Annotated in this window: 13 protein-coding genes and 1 other RNA gene; 4 read left to right on the top strand and 10 right to left on the bottom strand. The window is 44.4% G+C overall.

What is annotated here, in order from left to right:
- Positions 1 to 18: 18 nt before the first annotated feature.
- The gene (locus tag MB09_RS13870; protein ID WP_045081588.1) at positions 19 to 1,227 is read right to left on the bottom strand and encodes an NAD(P)-dependent oxidoreductase; all 1,209 of its coding nucleotides are present in this window, start codon (positions 1,225 to 1,227) and stop codon (positions 19 to 21) included.
- Between the two features lie 147 nt (positions 1,228 to 1,374).
- On the opposite strand from MB09_RS13870, the gene ssrA reads away from it, so the two are divergent.
- Positions 1,375 to 1,788, top strand: a transfer-messenger RNA (tmRNA) gene (ssrA, locus tag MB09_RS15835).
- Between the two features lie 85 nt (positions 1,789 to 1,873).
- Here ssrA and MB09_RS13865 read toward each other — a convergent pair.
- The 7 genes from MB09_RS13865 to MB09_RS13835 all read right to left on the bottom strand — a co-directional run bounded on the left by MB09_RS13865 (position 1,874) and on the right by MB09_RS13835 (position 11,493).
- Positions 1,874 to 2,602 (bottom strand): hypothetical protein, encoded by a 729-nt coding sequence (locus tag MB09_RS13865; protein ID WP_045081530.1) that lies wholly within the window; start codon positions 2,600 to 2,602, stop codon positions 1,874 to 1,876.
- Positions 2,603 to 2,758: 156 nt separating this feature from the next.
- Positions 2,759 to 3,220: a hypothetical protein gene (locus MB09_RS13860; protein ID WP_045081529.1), complete on the bottom strand. Its 462-nt coding sequence runs from the start codon at positions 3,218 to 3,220 to the stop codon at positions 2,759 to 2,761.
- 245 nt (positions 3,221 to 3,465) lie between these two features.
- Entirely contained in the window at positions 3,466 to 5,259 is a 1,794-nt protein-coding gene (locus MB09_RS13855; RefSeq protein WP_045081528.1) for an efflux RND transporter periplasmic adaptor subunit, read from the bottom strand.
- Positions 5,260 to 5,334: 75 nt separating this feature from the next.
- Complete coding sequence (locus MB09_RS13850; RefSeq protein ID WP_045081527.1) at positions 5,335 to 5,817, bottom strand: DUF305 domain-containing protein; 483 nt, start codon at positions 5,815 to 5,817, stop codon at positions 5,335 to 5,337.
- Positions 5,818 to 5,851: 34 nt separating this feature from the next.
- Positions 5,852 to 7,087: a TolC family protein gene (locus MB09_RS13845; RefSeq protein ID WP_045081526.1), complete on the bottom strand. Its 1,236-nt coding sequence runs from the start codon at positions 7,085 to 7,087 to the stop codon at positions 5,852 to 5,854.
- Positions 7,088 to 7,106: 19 nt separating this feature from the next.
- Complete coding sequence (locus MB09_RS13840) at positions 7,107 to 10,928, bottom strand: efflux RND transporter permease subunit (RefSeq protein WP_045081525.1); 3,822 nt, start codon at positions 10,926 to 10,928, stop codon at positions 7,107 to 7,109.
- Positions 10,929 to 11,073: 145 nt separating this feature from the next.
- Complete coding sequence (locus MB09_RS13835) at positions 11,074 to 11,493, bottom strand: HYC_CC_PP family protein (protein ID WP_045081524.1); 420 nt, start codon at positions 11,491 to 11,493, stop codon at positions 11,074 to 11,076.
- A gap of 254 nt (positions 11,494 to 11,747) precedes the next feature.
- Between MB09_RS13835 and MB09_RS16065 the strand changes: the two genes are divergently transcribed.
- The 3 genes from MB09_RS16065 (at position 11,748) to MB09_RS13825 (ending at position 14,887) form a co-directional block, all read left to right on the top strand.
- Positions 11,748 to 11,939, top strand: a complete 192-nt coding sequence (locus MB09_RS16065) for a hypothetical protein (protein WP_131459930.1) — start codon at positions 11,748 to 11,750, stop codon at positions 11,937 to 11,939.
- Between the two features lie 75 nt (positions 11,940 to 12,014).
- A complete protein-coding gene (locus MB09_RS13830; protein ID WP_045081523.1) occupies positions 12,015 to 12,515 on the top strand; it encodes a GreA/GreB family elongation factor in 501 nt (166 codons plus the stop codon).
- 203 nt (positions 12,516 to 12,718) lie between these two features.
- Positions 12,719 to 14,887 carry a S46 family peptidase gene (locus MB09_RS13825; protein WP_045081522.1) on the top strand — a complete coding sequence of 723 codons (2,169 nt, stop codon included), beginning with the start codon at positions 12,719 to 12,721 and terminating at the stop codon, positions 14,885 to 14,887.
- 75 nt (positions 14,888 to 14,962) lie between these two features.
- On the opposite strand, the gene MB09_RS13820 is transcribed toward MB09_RS13825, so the two are convergent.
- Together MB09_RS13820 and MB09_RS13815 are read right to left on the bottom strand one after the other, a co-directional pair.
- Complete coding sequence (locus tag MB09_RS13820; protein ID WP_045081521.1) at positions 14,963 to 17,089, bottom strand: M3 family metallopeptidase; 2,127 nt, start codon at positions 17,087 to 17,089, stop codon at positions 14,963 to 14,965.
- Positions 17,090 to 17,099: 10 nt separating this feature from the next.
- Positions 17,100 to 19,196 (bottom strand): T9SS type A sorting domain-containing protein (locus MB09_RS13815; protein WP_045081520.1); only part of this gene is annotated, 2,097 nt, incomplete at its 5' end.

Genomic DNA, 19,196 nt, shown 5'->3' with positions numbered 1-19,196 from the left:
TAACGAAAAGTTAATTTGTCAATCGGCAATTTCCACATAATCCTTTAAATATGCAAATCTGGGAGTCAATTTTCCATCGGAAGTGGTAATTTGGGCACGTTCCAAAATTCCTTCTCTATCCCCGTTAAAGAAAGCAGGCATTACGTTTTCAAAGAACATTTCACCAAAACCTTCGCTGGCATCCTTTGGCAACTCGCACGGCAAATTATCGACCGCCATTACGGTTATGGCCCCGGCAGCATCATATTCCGTTTCACTTTCGGTCTGTGGATCATACCCATAAAAAGGATCGGCAATCGTAGAAGCCTTAATTGTGCAGGCCACGGGGCCATCAATATCACAGGAGATGTCCGCCACCAAATTTATTTTGAAATCGGGATTTTTGGCGTCCTCGCGCGTAAAAAGGTACGGTGCGCCATTTCCAAAGAAATGACCCGTTATAAACATATCGCTCGCCTTGGCATATTTCATAAAATCACTTTCATATTCGGAAGGATCGCTATAAAATTCCTGCTTATCAAACGCACCGTCATCCTTGCGTTTGTTGTATTCCGAAACATCTATCAAACAGTACACCGGCTCGTTAAATTCTTTGGAAAGATATTCCGCATCTGTTACTTCGCGTATTTTAAGATGATCCAAAATTTCCTTTGCGCCCCTTGCTACCTTCCCGGTACCCGAAAGGATTATCCGTATTTTCGGAAGTGTAATTTTGTCCAATTCTGCTTTTACTGCTTCCAAGTCGGGTAAGTTTTCCACCTTTGGCAGGACAAAAAGTTTGTCCCTCAGGCCGAGCGCCCTAAACCCATTGTAAGCACCCACCAATCCCGCATAATAACCAAAACCAATCAGACGATGGTTATCGGCAGTCACGATAGTCTCGTGGTCAAACATTTCAATATTTTTTTGCAGCATTGCCTTCAGCAGTTTGCGATTGTAAGGCTGTTTTTTGATGGTGTGGCTGAAATAAAAGTATTTCTTGTTCGGAATTAGGGCATCTATCGGAACTTCCTTTACGCCCAACATAACATCAGCCTCGGAAATATCTTTCCGCACTTCAACTCCCGCTTTTTGGTAGGCCTCATCCGGAAAGATGCGCACTTCAGAAGCCTCGACGATAATCCTGGCGTCGGGAAATTTCTTTATGACATCTTGGCATTTTTCCGGTGAAAAAACTACCCGACGGTCTGGCGGGTTTTTGCGCTCTTTGATGATGGCGAAAGTTATAGGCATTTTTGGTATGTTTATTGAATAAATTAAAGCGGTCGCAAAGATAAGGTTTTTCATGTATCTTTGCCCTCTTTTAGTTGATGAGACTTTATGACAATTGACGCCATACTGCCAACTGTTACTGTACACTTAACACTAAAAAAAGGGGCCGACTGGTTTTGACAGCGGGTCTAATTGTATTGTAAGCATGCCGAGCGCTGGGATACAGCTCGTAAATCTCATATTTCACACTTTTTAAACGGCGAGAATAACTACGCCCTAGCTGCATAACCCGAATTACAGTACGGTATGCCTCGGCCCACAAGGTGGGCAAGCAGGAAGTCGCTCGAAGGCCTTGGTTTACGGCGTTCGATATAGCGGCTTCGTAAAAGTAAACCTAGCGGTGCTAGTGCTTTGATGGCATCGTGAATGCCGATACCTATCGGCGCAAGTAAAGATAAGGAGTGCGTTGGTAGTTTTCGACCGGCAATCTCTCGAAAACCTAAATGAAAACTAAGCATGTAGAAAGCAGTATAATTGCGCGTTTGGACGAGGGTTCGAATCCCTCCGGCTCCACCAAACCGAATAAGCCACACCGAAAATGTGTGGCTTTTTATTTGCAGGCTTTATCGTGGGGAACGATTAGCTAGGAATACATGCTATATTATTTCTTTTCTTCGGGCGCGGACTGCTCCTTCTCTTTCTTTTTGTTTTGTGGCTCTGCTAAATCTTCCATCATTTTAAAGAATTTCCCTGTATTGGCTACGTAACTTTCGCTTAAGGAATTATAATTCTGCAGAACTTCTGGCGTGAACATTTTTAAATTGGCCAAACAACCATCATTATTAATGGTTTCCTTAAACCAAGCTAAAGTAAGCCCGGTTAGTTGCACATAATTACTTCTGCTCTCCTGAAGTCGGGCGGGAGGGTCTGCAATAAAATGTGCCACAATATCTACCATCCCGAAAGTTCCGAAGGCAATGGCCAAAATAGGCCTATCCATCACGGCAAAAACCACAGCCGAAACTATCAGCGCCAATCCTAGGCAAAAGGAAATAATGTACATCCACTTTGTTATGCCTTGAGATGTTTTACTTTCTTTAAGCGTATCCTGCAGACTTACTTTTAGCTTACTTATTACAATAAAGGTTTCTTTTAACGAATTTACCATTTCATCCATTTGCTGCAACTGTATTTGCATTTGTTTGTCGGATAATGGACCGTTCAGCCTATTAAGTTCCATGGCTTGTTCTGTTACCACATCGTTTATCTGTTTTATTTTTAAAAAACTATCTTCCGAAATATTATATCGTTTAAAATATTGCAAGTCGGGCGCCTGCATTGGGTTCATTGTTACAGCGTGAAGTTCATTTATTAAAGCGTCATTTTCCATAATTAAAAATTTTCGGTTATAACCATATATCGTAAAAACCCAAAATTGTGAGCAAAAAAAAATCGTAGCGCCACGGCTACGATTTTGATTGCTTGAATTTACCAGTAACAGTAAAATCGATATAGATAATTCTTCTGAAATATCGAAATCTACACTTTAATTCCCGGACCGGGCATTTTCCCTGGCCCATTTTTGATATTTTTCAAATTGGCGATCGTCCAGAATATCCCTAAAAATTCTATCCTGAAGTTCAGTTCTCTCATAATTGTTCATTTCCTTTTGTCGGTTACTTCTTTTCCAAGCGGTTTCGGCACTTTTCCACTCGCTTTCAAAGCGCGATATTTGACCGTCATCCAAATCGAGGTCTGAATACATTCTTTGCATCCGCGCCTGTTCTTCAGCAGCTCTTTCTGAAGCCATGGCAGCGGCAGCCTCATTTTGTCTTGCTGATTGGCGGGAACCCGTAGTGGAGTTAGTGGTGGCGCTAATTTCGCTGTTGGACCTGCCTCTATTATTCGTGGTTGTCTGCTTTTCGTCGGTAGTGGTAGATTGTGTTCCTCCACAAGCAGTTAATAGAGTGAGAGAACTGGCCACTAGTAATACACTTATATTTTTCATAATTTCTTGTTTTCTCACTAAATTACAACTCTGTGTTTTATGCTCTTACAATTTTAAGAAAAGATTGTAATTCTTTAAAGATAAATAGGAAGTTCAAAATCTCTAAATTTAATAGCAAAACCGAATGTTTGCTGCGGTCAAGTAAAGTTGGCGAAATTCCAAAACAGGCATTTCTTTTACCAAGGCAGAGCGCAGCTCGCTAACAAAAATCATTATGAGGGAAAACAACAGAACAATTGTATCTTTTAAAAAATTTCTTCCATAACACTGCCGCAATTCAGCATTTCCTTTCCAAAATACGGGTTGCGGATTTCTTCGTCCTCGCTCAGCCAATAGGCACCCACGTCATTGTTGGCCATGGGGCAAAACTCCACGAACACCTTTTGGTCAATACCGAAGGTTCTAACCGCATTTATAAAATGTGCTGAAAGAGGTACAAAATGCTCTCTTTGCTTTTTAATACCGTCAGTTTCGGAAATTGGGGTGGCCGCCTCCTTTAGCTCCTTCTCCAATCGCATCCAATGGTTATGGGCCTCCTTTTCCTTCAAGAGTTTCATATCAACTTCGGAAATATTCTTCAGTAATTTTTCCGCGCTATTCTTGGCAGCTTCGGCATTGTCCTTAACCAAGGCATCTTTAAGTTCGATATACTTGTCGAAAACACCTTTTAATTGTGATTTGAATTTTGAAGAAACTTCCAATCTAGTGTTATGGGAGGCTTTAGCAGAATGTTCGTTGCTAATAGTACTTCCCATGCCAGTATGTCCTTCATGACCGGTTGTTGTTTTGCCACCTTGAGTATTCATCATACTTTTTTTGTCTTGCAACTGGGCTGCGGCATCAACTGTAAATGTTCCGTTTGTAACTACTTCCTCGCCATTTTTTAGGCCGTCAACAATGGTGTAAACGTCGCCATTTTTAGTACCCAAGGTTACTTCCCGCATTTCGAAAATAGGCTCGTTTGGATTTGTTTTCACATACACCAAAGACCTTTCTCCCGTCCACAGCACGGCCGTAGCGGGAACGGTTATTGGCGATTGTGTCGCATTTTCCTTGGATGTTTCTACCTTTGCGGTTACGAACATGCCCGGCTTCAAAATATCTTCCTTATTATTCAAGGTTGCCCTTACTGAAACGGTTCTGGATTTGGTATTCAATATAGGGTCAATAAATGATACCGTGGCTTCAAATTCCTTATTGGGGTAGGCATTGGTGGTTACGGTTATCTTTTGGCCCTCTTTTAATTGCGAAATTTGATTTTCATAAGCATCAAACATGGCCCAAACGGTACTGAGATTGCTCACTTTCAATATAGGTTGCCCCTGTTTTACATAATCCCCCTCCTCTGCCATCTTTTGGGAAACCGTACCGGAAACCGTGGCGTAAATAGGAAAATTTTCACGCACCTTCCCAGAACTTTCTATTTGATTGATTTGGCTTTCTGAAAGTTTCCAAAGTTTTAATTTATTGCGGACCGCTTGGTACAGTGCGGGTTGCGACTCCTTCATGGACGCCGCAGTAAGCAGTTCCTGTTGTGCGGCAACAAGACTGGGTGCATAAATGGTAGCCAATAATTGGCCTTTTCGTACTTCCTCGCCGGTAAAGTTGACGTTCAATTTTTCAATTCGACCTTCAAAATAACTTGCCTGTACCGCGTTTGCCTCTTCATTGGGCATTATTTTTCCCGAAAGCGTCATTGCGTTTCCATCCGCAGCCGAAGCATTGCCAACTATCGTGGTTTGAATGTTTGCCAGCGCCATGGCGTTTTCCGTCATTTTTATTTCGTTCATTGCGAGTCCATCGGCGCCTGTTTCCGCAGGAATCAAATCCATTCCGCAGATGGGGCAGTCGCCGGGTTCGGGCTGCATAATCTGTGGATGCATGGAGCAGGTCCACATTTGGCTCTGTTCTCTGTCACTGTCGGACATATCGGAAACATCTTTGGTGCTTAATGATCCTTCAGCAGGTCCGCCGAAAAAGACGTAGCCCAAAACTAAGCCAATGGCTAAAATGGCAATGTAGATGATGTATTTTTTCATAAAGTTATAATTAAATAGATCTCGACCACTCGACTGTACTCGTTACAGACAAGCTGGGCCGGACTAAAGGTGTTATTATTTTTCAGCTTCCAAACGCTGGATATATCTTTTCATTTCGGCAATTTCCTTTTCCTGTGCTTTAATGATTTCATCGGCCAGTTTGCGAACCTCGGGATCCTTTATATCGGCTCTTTTACTCGTCAAAATTGCAATGGAATGGTGTGGAATCATTGCCCGCATGTACAAAACATCGCCTATAATGGGGCGCTGTGCCCGTACCAGTCCAAGTGCGCTGACGAAAAGTATCAAGCTACCTAAAAGAATGGCAATATTCTTTTTTTTGTTTTGGTACATTTTCCGCATAAAAAACCACATAATTACCGCCATACAGGCTATTCCTAAACAGCTCATATAGAATCTTGTCAGGCTGAAATACACGTGGTCAATTTCATACGTGTTCAAATACATTGTGATGTACATTGCCACAAAGGATGCGGCAAGCATCAAAATGAATTTTGTGTAATTGTTGTTTTTTGAGTGTTGGTTTGAATTTTTCATAATAATTCTATTTAAATTAATACATCTTGGTTTGCTATTCTATCAAATAATTTATCACGGCAGCTTGTGCATAATATTGTTTTACTGCTTCAATCTGGCTCATCTGAAATTTTAATTGCAGTTCCTGTATGTCCAGCACATCGTTAAAATCTATGGTTCCGGTCTCATAATTTTTGATGAGAATTTCCTCAGCATCTTCGGCCTGTTTCAGGTTTTTTGCCTGTGTCTCATACATTATACGCGCCTGCTTGCTTAGGGAAATGGCCTTTGCCAATTCCGCTTTTAAAACATTTAAGCGTTCCTCTTTTTGCGATTGGATTTCTAGCTTGCGCAGTTCGTTCTGCCTGGTCTGCGATTTATATTTATTGTTGAAAATAGGAATCGACAAAGAGACCATCGGCATCACCATATCCTTAAAATCACTCGTTATCATAGGGCTATTTTCTTGGTTGATATATTCCACACCAAATCCCACCATTGGCCCGCTTTCTTTTTGGTTCAACAATTCTGAGCGCTCCACGGATTCGTAAAGCTTATCATATTTTAGCAACTCCGGGTTTACCGACAAGCGCTCGTAACTATAAAAATTGTCGTTTTCGGGTATTTCCAAGGAAGAAATCGCCGCAATCTCCCTGTCGTGTTCCCTATTCATCACACTGTTCAAAGCAGCTTGTATTCCCTTGTTCTGCTGCGTTAAAACGTTTATAGATTGCTGCAGTTCGTTCTGCCGAATCTGTAAACGCAAAACGTCCACGGCAGAAGCCTTTCCCACTTCCACCGAAGTGAGCGCCAAACGTTCGTAGGTCCTTAGGAGCGCAATGTTTTTTTCGAGCACTTCCTGTTTGGCCCTGATTTCATAAAGCTGATAGTAAAACTGCGCAACCGATAGCGCCAGTTTTCGCTTGGCAATGGTTACCTCCACATATTGGGCATCGGCCATGGAAGAGGCGTAATTTTCCCGTGCCGAAATAGTTCCAAACCACGGCAACATTTGCATTGCAGAGGCCCTGAACCGCTCCATCGGCATCTCCATTTCAGGAGCGATGGCCATAACCCCGAAGTTAAATTCGGTGTTTGGCAGGCTGTTTACTTCCTGCACTTTTTCAGAAGCTATTTTATACTGAAAATCGACCTTTTGGATTTCGGGACTGTTGGCCATGGCTTCGTCTATAAATGTCTGTAAATCCTGTGCGTAGCCGTTGAGAGCCAAGAGCCAAAAGCCAAGAAACAGGATGGCTTTTTGTTTGATAATTATTTTTAATTGTTTCATTTTCGTTTAATCTTGGTTCTTATTTTTTGATTCTCTGCTGTTGCAATTCCTTGCGCCAACTAAACAATACGGGTACCACAAACAAGGTGATTAACGCAATGAGCATCCCCCCAAAACTGGGGATGGCCATGGGAATCATAATGTCGCTCCCCCGACCGGTGGAGGTTAAAATTGGCAAAAGCGCCAATATGGTCGTGGCGGTGGTCATTAAACACGGTCTGATTCGTTTTTCCCCGGCTTCTACTATAGATGCCCTTATCTCTTTTCTGCTTTCCGGTTGGTTTCTTTCAAAAGTCTGGGTCAGGTAAGTTGCCATTACCACACCGTCATCTGTCGCAATCCCGAATAGGGCGATAAAGCCTACCCACACGGCAACGCTCAGATTAATTGTGTGCATTTGAAACAGATCCCGCAGATTTTCGCCAAAGAAATTGAAGTTCAAAAACCATCCTTGCCCGTAGAACCAAATCATTAGGAAGCCACCCGCAAATGCTACCGCAATGCCCGTAAAAACCATAAGAGAGGTAGCCACGGAGCGGAACTGGAAGTACAGAATCAAAAAGATAATGGCCAAGGCCAAGGGTACCACCACCGATAACGTTTTCTCTGCGCGCAACTGGTTTTCATAGGTTCCCGTAAATTGATAACTGATGCCTTTTGGCAGTATCAATTCGCCCGAGTCAATCTTGTCCTGAATCAACGCTTGGGCATTCTCAACCACATTTACCTCGGCAAAGCCCTCCAGCTTGTCGAAAAGCACGTAGCCCACCAAAAAAGTGTCTTCACTTTTTATTACCTGTGGCCCTTGCTCGTATTTGATAGTGGCCAGTTCACTTAACGGTACAGGACTGCCTTTTTCCACGGGTACATAAATACCCTCCAAATCTGATGGGTCGCCACGCAGTTCACGCGGATAGCGAACCCTAACGCCATAGCGCTCCCTGCCTTCCACGGTTTGGGTCAAGACCATTCCGCCTACGGCTACCTTCAGGACATCCTGAACGCTTTCGATAGTAACTCCGTATCGGGCCAGTTTTGTTCTATCCATATCTACCAACAAATAGGGTTTGCCCACGATGCGGTCTGCAAAAACGGCTTCCTGTTTCACGCCTTCGGCCTGTTTAAGGATGGTTTCCAACTCGATGCCGAAAGCTTCTATTTGTCTTAAATCCTGGCCTTTCACTTTGATGCCCATCGGCGCGCGCATTCCTGTTTGGAGCATTACCAAACGGGTTTCAATAGGTTGTAATTTAGGGGCAGAAGTAACTCCCGGTAGTTTTGTGACCCTTACTATTTCGTTCCAAATATCATCGGGGGAATGAATTTCTGGCCGCCAGTTTCTGAAAAATTCACCATCCTCATCTGCTATAAGTTTATCACTAGATTCATCAACGGTAATTAAAACATTCTTGCCACTTTTTCGAGCGTTCTCCACGGCACTATTATGTTCAGCAGAACTGACGTCCATATTTGGGTTGGCGACCAAGCTGTTATCTTTCCGAATAAAAAGGCCGTCATCGTTCACTTTAAACCGTTGGCGCTCCCCGGTTTGGTTCAACATATATTCGGGCTTGTATTGAATGATGTTCTCGTACATGGACAAGGGCGCTGGGTCCAGAGCCGATTCGGTTCTACCTGCTTTTCCCACCACGGTTTCTATTTCGGGAATGCTGGCAACGGCCATATCCAGTTGTTGCAATACCCTTTTGTTCTCTTCCACGCCCGCGTGCGGCATAGAAGTCGGCATCAATAGGAAGGAGCCTTCATTTAGCGACGGCATGAATTCCTTTCCCGTATTCTTCATAATTAAAAATCCGGCAATTACGATAGCCGTTGGAACAGAGAGGAACAGCAGCTTATTATCCAAACACCATCTTAAAATAGGAGTATAATATTTGATGAACAAAGTGAAGATGCCCAACAATCCAAAACAGATAATACTTACAAAAATAAGATTCCAAAAAATGCTTTTATCCACCCCTAACGGCCGCCAGTATTCGGCCAAAAGGAATACTATTGCAATTACGGAAATACTGATATTGATGAGATTTGCCTGTTTGTCATCAACTTTTTTCTGAAGTTTCAGAAGGCCTGTAACGCCATAGGCAATCAAAATTAAGGCTAACCAATATCCGAAGATTACGGCTGTAATTCCTACTATAATCAACACCGCATTTATGGCGTAGCTGAAATTCTTTTTGATGCTTTTTCTTCTGAATAGAAAAGCTGCGAAAGGCGGAATTAAAAATAAGGCTACAATTATGGAAGCCGTTAATGCAAAGGTTTTTGTAAAAGCCAATGGCCTAAACAATTTCCCTTCTGCACCTATCATTGTAAATACGGGAATGAAACTGATAATTGTAGTCATCACAGCCGTCACGATAGCGCCCGAGACCTCGGCAGTTGCGTTATATACTATTGTATTGATGGATTTTGTTGCAGGCGGTTTTAAGCCAGGAGTGCTTCTTTCTAAATCTTGGCTGACTCCAGCCAACTTTTCTTTTTCCTCTTCCAAATGCCGGATGATGTTTTCGGAAAGTATAACGCCCACATCCACCATTGTTCCAATAGCAATGGCTATACCCGAAAGTGCTACAATGTTAGCATCCACATTGAAGAATTTCATGGCAATAAACACCATTAGGACCGCCACCGGCAGCAATCCTGAAATCAATGCGGATGCCCGAAGATTGAACACCATTATGATAATGACCAAAATAGTAATCAATATCTCCAGTGTCAGGGCTTCGTTGAGCGTGCCCAAGGTTTCCTGTATAAGCTCGGTACGGTCGTAAAAAGGAACTATGGTTACCTGCGAGGTCCTGCCATCACTCAAAACTTTGGTGGGCAGACCTGCACTTAATTCGTTAATTTTATCCTTCACATTATTAATGACCTCCAATGGATTGGCACCATATCGGGCAACCACCACCGCGCCCACAACCTCAGCGCCTTCCTTGTCCAAGATGCCACGCCTTGCTGCGGGTCCAAGTGTTACCTTGGCGATATCGCTAATCTTAATGGAGGTATAATTTTCTGAAGTAACCACCGCGTTTTCAATATCCGAAACCGATTTTACGTAGCCCAATCCGCGGACCAAATATTCTGCCTGATTGATTTCCAAGGTTTGTGCGCCGATGTCCCTATTGCTTTCCTTTACCGCTTTCACAACTTGGCTTAAGCTGATGTTATACTGGCGCATCAGCTCGGGGTTTACGTCTATTTGATATTCCTTTACATAACCGCCAATGGATGCGACTTCTGAGACTCCGCTGGCAGAGGCCAAGGCATATTTCACATAATAATCCTGAATGCTGCGAAGCTCCTGCAAATCCCAACCGCCCGTTACATTGCCATCCTTATCGCGACCTTCGAGGGTGTACCAAAAAATTTGTCCCAATCCAGTAGCGTCAGGCCCTAAAGCAGGGCTTACCCCTTCGGGCAAAAGTCCACTCGGCAGGGAATTGAGTTTTTCAAGAATACGGCTGCGGCTCCAATAAAATTCAACATCCTCTTCAAAAATGATATAGATACTTGAGAAGCCAAACATGGAAGAACTCCGAATGGTTTTAACGCCAGGAATACCCAACAAAGTGGTAGTCAGTGGATAGGTAATTTGGTCCTCAATATCTTGGGGCGAACGCCCATCCCACTTTGTGAAAACAATCTGCTGGTTTTCCCCTATATCCGGGATGGCATCCACTGCCACAGGGTCTGATGGCAAAAAGCCGGTATTCCAATTGAAAGGGGCGTAAACCGTTCCGAAGCCCACAAAAGCGACGAGTATTAAAACCGCAACGAGTTTATTTTCTATGAGAAATTTGATGCTCTTATTTAGCATAAATCTTGATAATTAAACAGTTAATTAAAATAATTGGTTTTGTTGCGAGGAAACATCAACCTACGGGTAGGAACGCAACAAAACGAGCCCTAAACGGAAGAGCCGCAGGGCAAAATCCCGAAAGCATCGGGATACTGTTTAAAAATCAAATTAAGAATGTCTGGTGCAGCACTTGCAAATCCCGTTCAATAAAGGGAGGCGGATAGGCTACAAAAGGAACCGCTGTAGATTGGGTTGCCTCAAACAGACTGATATAAGAATAGGTAAAGGATGCAACAAAAATTTGTTGCCCCAGAGAAAGCTTGTCCACGGAAAGTTTTAGGTCTTCCTGGCCTTGTTTCAAAAATTGCTGGTCCTTACAACAAGTCTTTTCGCTGAGGGTGGGACTTTCACAAGTGGAACCTTCTGAAATATCTTCCATCCCACAAGTATCAACTTTCTGAAAAAAGGAATAGTCAACCAAGGTTTCACCACAAAAATGGACATCGACTGCGAAGGACATCGTAGTAAAAAGAACTACGCCCGCCATAAAAACAGCTAATGACTTGTGGATTATCGCTTTCATTGTTTGCGAAGTTAGAAAAAAATAGCGGCTAACACACATGTTAGAACTGATTATAATAAATATTTAACAATGACAAACCAATCGGTAACTTTATCAACAGTACTATTCAGATTTCAAATCATAACATTTTATGATACAAGTTATTAAAAGATGGAAATAAGTTAAAATATTGGTGCATATTTTTTAACTTTAACATCCCCAATTGCCCTTTGTAAATTAATTAGCACTAACCTACGCTATCAATAAGAGAATTTATGCGAAAGGGCACTGCTATATCCTACATTTTAGACGCACATCTTTTTAAATATATAATTGTTGTTATTATGGGAATGGCATTTCTGCTGGCCATCCTGTCTATAATTTTCTATTCAACAGTTCTCATAAAGGGAAAATCTACCGAAAGCAGTCAAACCACCCATATTACCGAAAATCATATTCAAAGTTAGTCCTACTTAAAGTACTACGGCTCATAGTAAAAAACAATCCTTAAAAATAAGTACCTTTAAATCCAAAAGAACCTTATGAGCAGAGGATTTGTAAAGGAAGGAGACCAGGAGGAAACTCCCATTATACCGCCGCGGGCAGCATTGCCCAACGGAGTTACTAATTATGTAACGCCCAGGGGTATGCAACTGTTATTAAACGAACGAACCCAGTTAGAGCAAGAGCGCGCCACCCTACCCACCACGCACGAGCAGCAGCGCCGTATAGAATTGGCAGTGCTAAACGGCAAATTGGATCTGCTAAACGAGCGCATTGCTTCCGCAAGGATTCTAGATTCGGCAACTCAGCCAAAGGAGGAAGTGCGATTCGGCGCCACGGTTACCTACAAAATCGCTACATCCCCCACTCCCCAAACCTTTCAGATTGTGGGTGTGGACGAAGCCGATATTGCCAAACGAAAAATAGGTTTCGTCGCCCCGATTGCTGTAGCCCTCACAGGCCATAAAGTGGGCGAAGTGGTTAAATTCAAATTGGGCGGGGAAATAAAAAAGATAGAAATTTTGAAAATCAGCTATTAATAACAACCGATAAAATCCTATCCATAAAAATTAATCCATTATTTGAAGTCACCTTCATAGAATTCCTTTTCTTTAGAAACCGAAAATAGTTCCATAAAATTCACGAGTAAGAACTGAACGATACTATAAGTTTCACCCTTCAATTTGGTTTTACCATCTCAACAGCTATTAGTATATTGCAGGCTATTCTAAAATTCAATTTGATGAAATTACTACGCTTACTTTTTATCTTTTTATCGTTGCCGCTGTTCGCCCAGCAGGGCGGCATGTGGATTCCTTCGCTTTTGGAAGGAATAAACGAATCTGAAATGAAAAACCTCGGCATGAAAATGACCGCCAAGGATATTTACGACGTTAACAATGCCAGCCTAAAAGATGCCGTTCCGCATTTTAACGGCGGCTGCACTTCCGAAGTTATAAGCAACCAAGGACTTCTGCTTACCAATCACCACTGCGGGTATTCGCAGATCCAGAGCCATTCCTCTTTGGAAAATGATTATCTGGAAAATGGATTTTGGGCAATGAGCCTGAAGGATGAACTTCCCAATCCCGGCGTAACGGCCAGCTTTATGGTTCGTATTGAAGACGTAACCGAACAAGTGCTTGAAGGTATTAACGAAGCAATGAGCGAGGCAGATAAGCAAAAAAAGATAGAAGAGAATATCGCTCTCGTGGTCCAGACTTCGCCCAAGGAAGCCTGGCAGGAAAACCGTGTACGTACTTTTTATGAGGGCAACCAGTATATGCTTTTTGTAGTTGAAACTTTTAAGGATGTGCGTTTGGTGGGTGCTCCACCCTCTTCCATTGGAAAGTTTGGCAGCGATACCGATAACTGGATATGGCCAAGGCATACCGGCGATTTTTCGCTTTTCAGAATCTACGCCGATAAAAATAACCGACCCGCAGAATATTCCGAAGACAATGTACCTTACACGCCAAAACACTTCCTGCCCATCTCGCTCGATGGTGTAGCCGAAAACGATTTCACGCTGGTTTTTGGCTATCCCGGCACTACGGACGAGTATTTGCCTTCCGTTGCAATTGAACAGGTTATTAATACGGTAAATCCCGCGCGTATTGCTATTCGCGATGCTGCCTTGGCCATTCAGGATAAGTATATGCGTGCCGATCCGCAGATTAAAATTCAATATGCCTCAAAGTTTGCCCGCATTGCCAATTACTGGAAAAAGTGGAAAGGCGAAACTCTTGGCTTGACAAAATCAAACGCCGTAGGGATTAAAAAGCAACAGGAAAGAGCGCTGACCGAACAGATAAACAAAAAAGGAAAACAACAGGAGTACGGACAACTTTTGCCAAAATTTGAGCAGTATTATACCGAAATAGAGCCTTACGCCTTAGCGAGGGAGTATTTTCTTGAAACCGTAGTGCGCAATGTGGAACTGCTGCGCTTGGCATTCCAAACGTATCAATTGAAACAAGTGTACGAAAATCGTGGCGCCCAATCTTTTATGGACAGAAAGAACAATCTTATAGAAAGTGCCGAAAGCCATTATAAAGATTATAACAAACAAGTGGACAAAGAGGTCTTTGAAGCTTTGATCGCGCTTTATACTGAAAATGTTCCTCCGCAGTTTTTGCCCGCTTCCTTTCTGAATATAAACGCCACACAACTTGCAAATGCTGTCTATAGCAATTCCGCCTTCGTTGATTATGATTCCCTAAAAATTTTGTTGGAAGGCGATGCCGAAACGATCATTGAAAAGTTAAACAACGACCCTGGATTCAAGGTTGCACAGGAAATGGCCGATACTTATTTTGATAAAGTTGCTCCAAAATACGAAGTGCTGGAACTAAACATTTCCGGACATCAACGCGATTATATGAAAGCACTGCTGGAATTGAGCCCCAAGGAAGCGCGTATTTTTCCCAATGCAAACAGAACCCTACGGGTAACCTACGGAAAAGTAGCTGGCTACTCCCCCGCGGATGCTATTTATTATGAGCCAGTAACCCACCTTGAAGGCGTTATGCAGAAATACATTCCGGGCGATTATGAATTTGATGTACCCCAAAAATTGATTGACCTTTACAAAGCAAAGGATTATGGCCCCTATGGCGAAAACGGCAAAATGCCAGTTAACTTCATAGGCACCAATCACACCACTGGCGGCAATAGCGGAAGCCCTGCCATTGATGCCCACGGAAATTTAATCGGCTTAAACTTTGACCGCGTTTGGGAAGGAACTATGAGTGATTACTACTACGACCCTGCGCTGTCCCGTAATATAATGGTCGATATTCGGTATGTGCTTTTTATAATGGATAAATATGCTGGCGCAACCAACTTGATTGATGAACTGAAGTTAGTGCATCCCAAGAAGGATAAGAAAAGCTCTAAAAAGAAAAAGTAACAAAAAGCTTGTAGTGTTAAATACAAATGCACGAATAATTACATAGAATTATTCGTGCATTCTTTTTTTAATTTATCACTTTAATCCTCTTGCCTTCAGCATTGGCCCGATTTTCGGATCGCTGCCGCGCCAATCTTTATACATTTCCTCAAGATTCATGGTATTTCCTTTCGACAAGACCATATCGCGGAAACGCTGGCCATTTTCACGGGTCAGGCCTCCGTGGGTCTCAAACCAATTGAAGGCGTCGTGATGGAGCATCTCCGTCCACGAATAGGAATAATAGCCCGCAGCATAGCCTCCCGCAAAAATATGTGAGAAATAGGTGGAGCGATATCTGGGCGGCACCGCGTGTACCACATCGAGTTTGGTGTTGTGCAAGGCCTCTTTTTCAAAAGCGTTTACATCGTCTATTTTTTTATCGGAAGAAATGGTATGCCACTGCATATCCAGATTTGATGCAGCCAAGTTTTCGGTCAAGCTATAGCCTTGATTAAAAGTTCCCGAATTTTTGATCTTATCGATCAAAGCTTGTGGAATGGGCTCTCCCGTTTTATAATGAAGTGCGTAGTTCTTAAGAATTTCGGGATAAAGCGCCCAGTTTTCATTGAACTGGGAAGGAAACTCCACAAAATCGCGCGCCACCGAAGTACCCGAAAGCGAGGGATACTGCTGGTCTGCAAAAAACCCATGCAGCGCATGCCCGAACTCGTGGAACATGGTTTCAACTTCATCATAGGTCAACAAGGCAGGTTCCCCATTTGCAGGTTTTGGGTAGTTACAAACATTGTAGATTACCGGTTTTTTGTTGTATAGCTTAGATTGGGTTACAAAATTGTCCATCCAAGCCCCGCCACTCTTGCTTGGGCGCGAAAAATAATCTGTATAAAAAAGTCCCAATGGTTCGCCGTCTTCTTCAAAAAGCTCATAAACCTTTACATCTTCATGATATGTGGGTATATCGGTTCTGGGTTTATAGGTAATTCCGTACAACTTTTGGGCCGCATAAAAAACACCTTTTTCCAAAACGTTGTTAAGCTCAAAATAGGGCTTTATCTGGTCCTCGTCCAAATCGTATTTCTTTTTGCGGACCATTTCGGCATAATAGTTCCAATCCCAAGGTTCTAAGGTGAAATCCTCTCCTTTGGAATTTATCATCTCTTGAATTTCATCAGCTTCCATCTGCGCTTTAGCCGTTGCGGCGGGAATAAGCTTGCCGAAAAATGCATTTACATTTTCAGGGGTCTTGGCCATCGTTTTTTGAAGGCTCCATTCGGCATAATTGTTAAATCCGAGTAGTTTTGCCTTTTGGGCACGCACTTCCACCAATTGTTTTATTAAGTCGCGTGTATCGTTTGCGCCATGGTCTGCCCTGTGCCAAGCCGCTTTAAACAATTTTTCACGGCTTGCTCTATTTTGCATAGATTGCAACAACGGTTGTTGGGTGGTATTTTGCAGTGGAATTTTCCATCCTGGGCCGTCTTTATTTTCCTTTGATTTCAGAAAATCTTCATCCACCCCTGCCAAATCCTCCTTATTGGTAAACGTAACCGCCCCGGCATTGTTGGCATCCAATAGGGTTTTTCCAAATTTGGTGGTCAGCGTGGCTATGGTTTCATTGTACTGCTTCAGTTTTTCCTTGTCTTCTGAAGAAAGATTGGCGCCAGCAATTTCAAAGTCCTCGTAATATTCTTCCAAAAGCTTCAAAGATTCCGGATCGAGGTTTAGCGATTCTTTTTTATCGTGAAGTGTTTTAAACCGCTTGAAAAGTTTATCGTTCAAATAAATCATATCCTTTTGGGCAGCAAACTTTGGAGCCATCTCCTCCTCTACCGTCTGCAAGGTTTCATTTGTATTTGCACCTGCAAGGGCATAAAATACTTGCGATGTTCGGTTCAATAATTCTCCACTCTTTTCCAAAGCGAGAACCGTATTTTCAAAAGTGGGTTCTTCCTCTGAATTGGCAATGGCCTCAACGGCCTTCTTTTGCTGTTCTATTCCTTCGAGCATTGCCGGCTTAAAGTGCTCATCCTTTATTTTTGAAAAATCCGGTGCCCCGTATGGCAGGGTACTTTCGGAAAGTAACGGGTTCTCGGTCTGGTCCATTTGGTCTTCAGTTTGTTTCGTGTTTTCTTTTTCTTTTGAATTGTTGCAGGCCATGACCATTAGGGCCAGGGCCAACAAAGGGATTACTTTTTTCATTTTGTTGATTTTAATAAGAAAGGTAACGCTTTACAGTGCTTGCATTTTCACCAATAATCTGTACCATATAGACACCTGCCGCAAGGGACGAAACGTCCACGGCCTTTTCGCCCTGCATGGTGCGAAGGTCCGTCTGGTTCACCAGTTTGCCGTTTATGTCGTAGACCATCATTTTCTCGAGCGAGATGTTGGTCCTGTTCACAAGGTTCACCACGTTGCTGGCCGGGTTCGGATATAGCGCCACGCCGGACTCCAGGCTGTTCTGGTTCAGGCCAAGCACGGACTCAACCGTAAGCTCGAAATCACAGGTCGAGGAGTTGCCGTACTCATCGGTGGCCGTCAGGGTAACGGTATATACCCCATCGGAAAGAGCGGTGCCCGGTGCGGGATCCTGTGCCGTTACCGTCACGGGATCGGTACAGTTGTCGGCTGCGGTTGCCTCCCCGTTGGCGAAGTAATCCGGAACTATATAGAACAGGTTGCCGGCGCCCGGATCGACCGTCTGGTCTGCCGGACAGGTAATGACGGGGCCAAGTCTGTCCACGACGCTCACCTCTGCAATACAGGAGGCTATGTTGCCGCTGGTATCGCTAACGAACACGGTGATCATAAACGTGCCGCCTATGTCCGCGCAACTTACCGTGGGCACGTCCACCGCGATGGTAGCGATGCCGCAGGCCTCATCGATATTGGAAACGAGACTGTAGGGATCCACGTCGGTAGTGCCGTCGGGCCCGAGCTCGATCTCCACCACGCTGCTGGTGGGAACCATGGTATAGCTGAGCTCGAAATTGTCCACCCCGGCGCCCCAGGCCCAGCCGCCCTCGTCGTCATATGTAAAGCGAACCTGGAAGTCGGCGCTCATATAGGCCGTCATATCGATGGCCCCGGTATTGATCGGGTTGGTGTCCACATCGACAAAGAGGATCTGCTGCCATGCCGCTCCGTCATAGACCTCAACGGTAAGGGTACCGTCACCGGCAAACTCCTGCATTGCATAGTCGAAGGAAAGCGAGGCGGTCGTGGCGCCGCTTATGTCATAGACCGGTGAAAGAAGCGTAACATTGTTCACCTGGCCGCTACCCGCCGCGTCATCGTTGAAGATGGCCGCGTTGGTCGGGAAATCGTCCCCGATGGGCATATCGCCCGAGCCGAAGGCCCAATCGTCCGAGCCCGCGTTTATCTGGGTGCTCCATCCCGAGGGTACCGAGGCGCCCTCGAAATCCTCCGTCTGGGTCTCGGCGACAACGGGAGGCCCGCAGGTAATGACCGGGGCCACGTTGTCTATCACGTTCACAACGGCCATACAGGTCGAGCTGTTGCCGCTGTTGTCGGTAACGGTGACCTCGATGATGTTCTCGCCCAGATCGGCGCAGGTAAAGTCCAGGCCGGAGCCTCCACCAGTGGTGTAATGGATATTGCCGTTGAACACGCGCGGCTCAAATCCACCCGTAAATGGGTAGCTCATACCGCGGCCTTCGTAGAACTCCAAATTCGCATCGGAGGCAAAAAGGTTGCCCGTAGTGGTTCCATTGGTATAGTTCATACCACCGTTTATCGTGGTTACGTAAAACGCAACCCTTTCGCCCGGGGCCACTGCCACGCCCAAATCAAGGTTCAGCGGAGTGGGCAGGCCATCACCGGCAGAGGTCACGTTGGCGGTCGCCAATAAGGTCCAGGCGCTTGGATCGGTATTCGACCCCACCCAGGTACCGGTCTTGAAATAGACCTCTATATCATCGGTAATGCCCGTATCAAGGTTTACGTCAAAGGAATCTATGGTAAGGTCATTGACCGCGACCACATCAAACATGGCGCCGTCAAGGCCGTTCCCGCCGGCAAAGGTGGTGGTAAGCGTTTCCATAGAGCCGCCGCCCGTTCCGGCAGCGGAAATAGTATATCCGCAAGCTTCGTTAACACCGGTCACAAGATCGTTGGGGCTGATTGAGGCCATACCGTTCGCGTCAAGGAAAACGTCAAGGCCACCGCCCGCGGCCGCTTCGTAGGTCAACAGGAAGTTGTCCACGCCAGCGCCCCAGCCCCATCCGCCAAGGTCGTCAAAGGTATAGCGTACCTGGAAGGATGCGTTAACATAAGCGGAAACATC

The organism is Aequorivita vladivostokensis (genome assembly GCF_000952855.1).
Taxonomy (GTDB): Bacteria; Bacteroidota; Bacteroidia; order Flavobacteriales; family Flavobacteriaceae; genus Aequorivita; species Aequorivita vladivostokensis.
Note: the sequence above shows the minus strand (reverse complement) of the source record. Positions and strands in the feature narration are given on the sequence as shown.

Excerpts from the sequence above, each read along its gene's own strand:
- MB09_RS13865 (WP_045081530.1), bottom strand. The coding sequence starts at position 2,602 with ATGGAAAATGACGCTTTAATAAATGAACTTCACGCTGTAACAATGAAC.
- MB09_RS13860 (WP_045081529.1), bottom strand. The coding sequence starts at position 3,220 with ATGAAAAATATAAGTGTATTACTAGTGGCCAGTTCTCTCACTCTATTA.
- MB09_RS13855 (WP_045081528.1), bottom strand. The coding sequence starts at position 5,259 with ATGAAAAAATACATCATCTACATTGCCATTTTAGCCATTGGCTTAGTT.
- MB09_RS13850 (WP_045081527.1), bottom strand. The coding sequence starts at position 5,817 with ATGAAAAATTCAAACCAACACTCAAAAAACAACAATTACACAAAATTC.
- MB09_RS13845 (WP_045081526.1), bottom strand. The coding sequence starts at position 7,087 with ATGAAACAATTAAAAATAATTATCAAACAAAAAGCCATCCTGTTTCTT.
- MB09_RS13840 (WP_045081525.1), bottom strand. The coding sequence starts at position 10,928 with ATGCTAAATAAGAGCATCAAATTTCTCATAGAAAATAAACTCGTTGCG.
- MB09_RS13835 (WP_045081524.1), bottom strand. The coding sequence starts at position 11,493 with ATGAAAGCGATAATCCACAAGTCATTAGCTGTTTTTATGGCGGGCGTA.
- MB09_RS16065 (WP_131459930.1), top strand. The coding sequence starts at position 11,748 with ATGCGAAAGGGCACTGCTATATCCTACATTTTAGACGCACATCTTTTT.
- MB09_RS13830 (WP_045081523.1), top strand. The coding sequence starts at position 12,015 with ATGAGCAGAGGATTTGTAAAGGAAGGAGACCAGGAGGAAACTCCCATT.
- MB09_RS13825 (WP_045081522.1), top strand. The coding sequence starts at position 12,719 with ATGAAATTACTACGCTTACTTTTTATCTTTTTATCGTTGCCGCTGTTC.
- MB09_RS13820 (WP_045081521.1), bottom strand. The coding sequence starts at position 17,089 with ATGAAAAAAGTAATCCCTTTGTTGGCCCTGGCCCTAATGGTCATGGCC.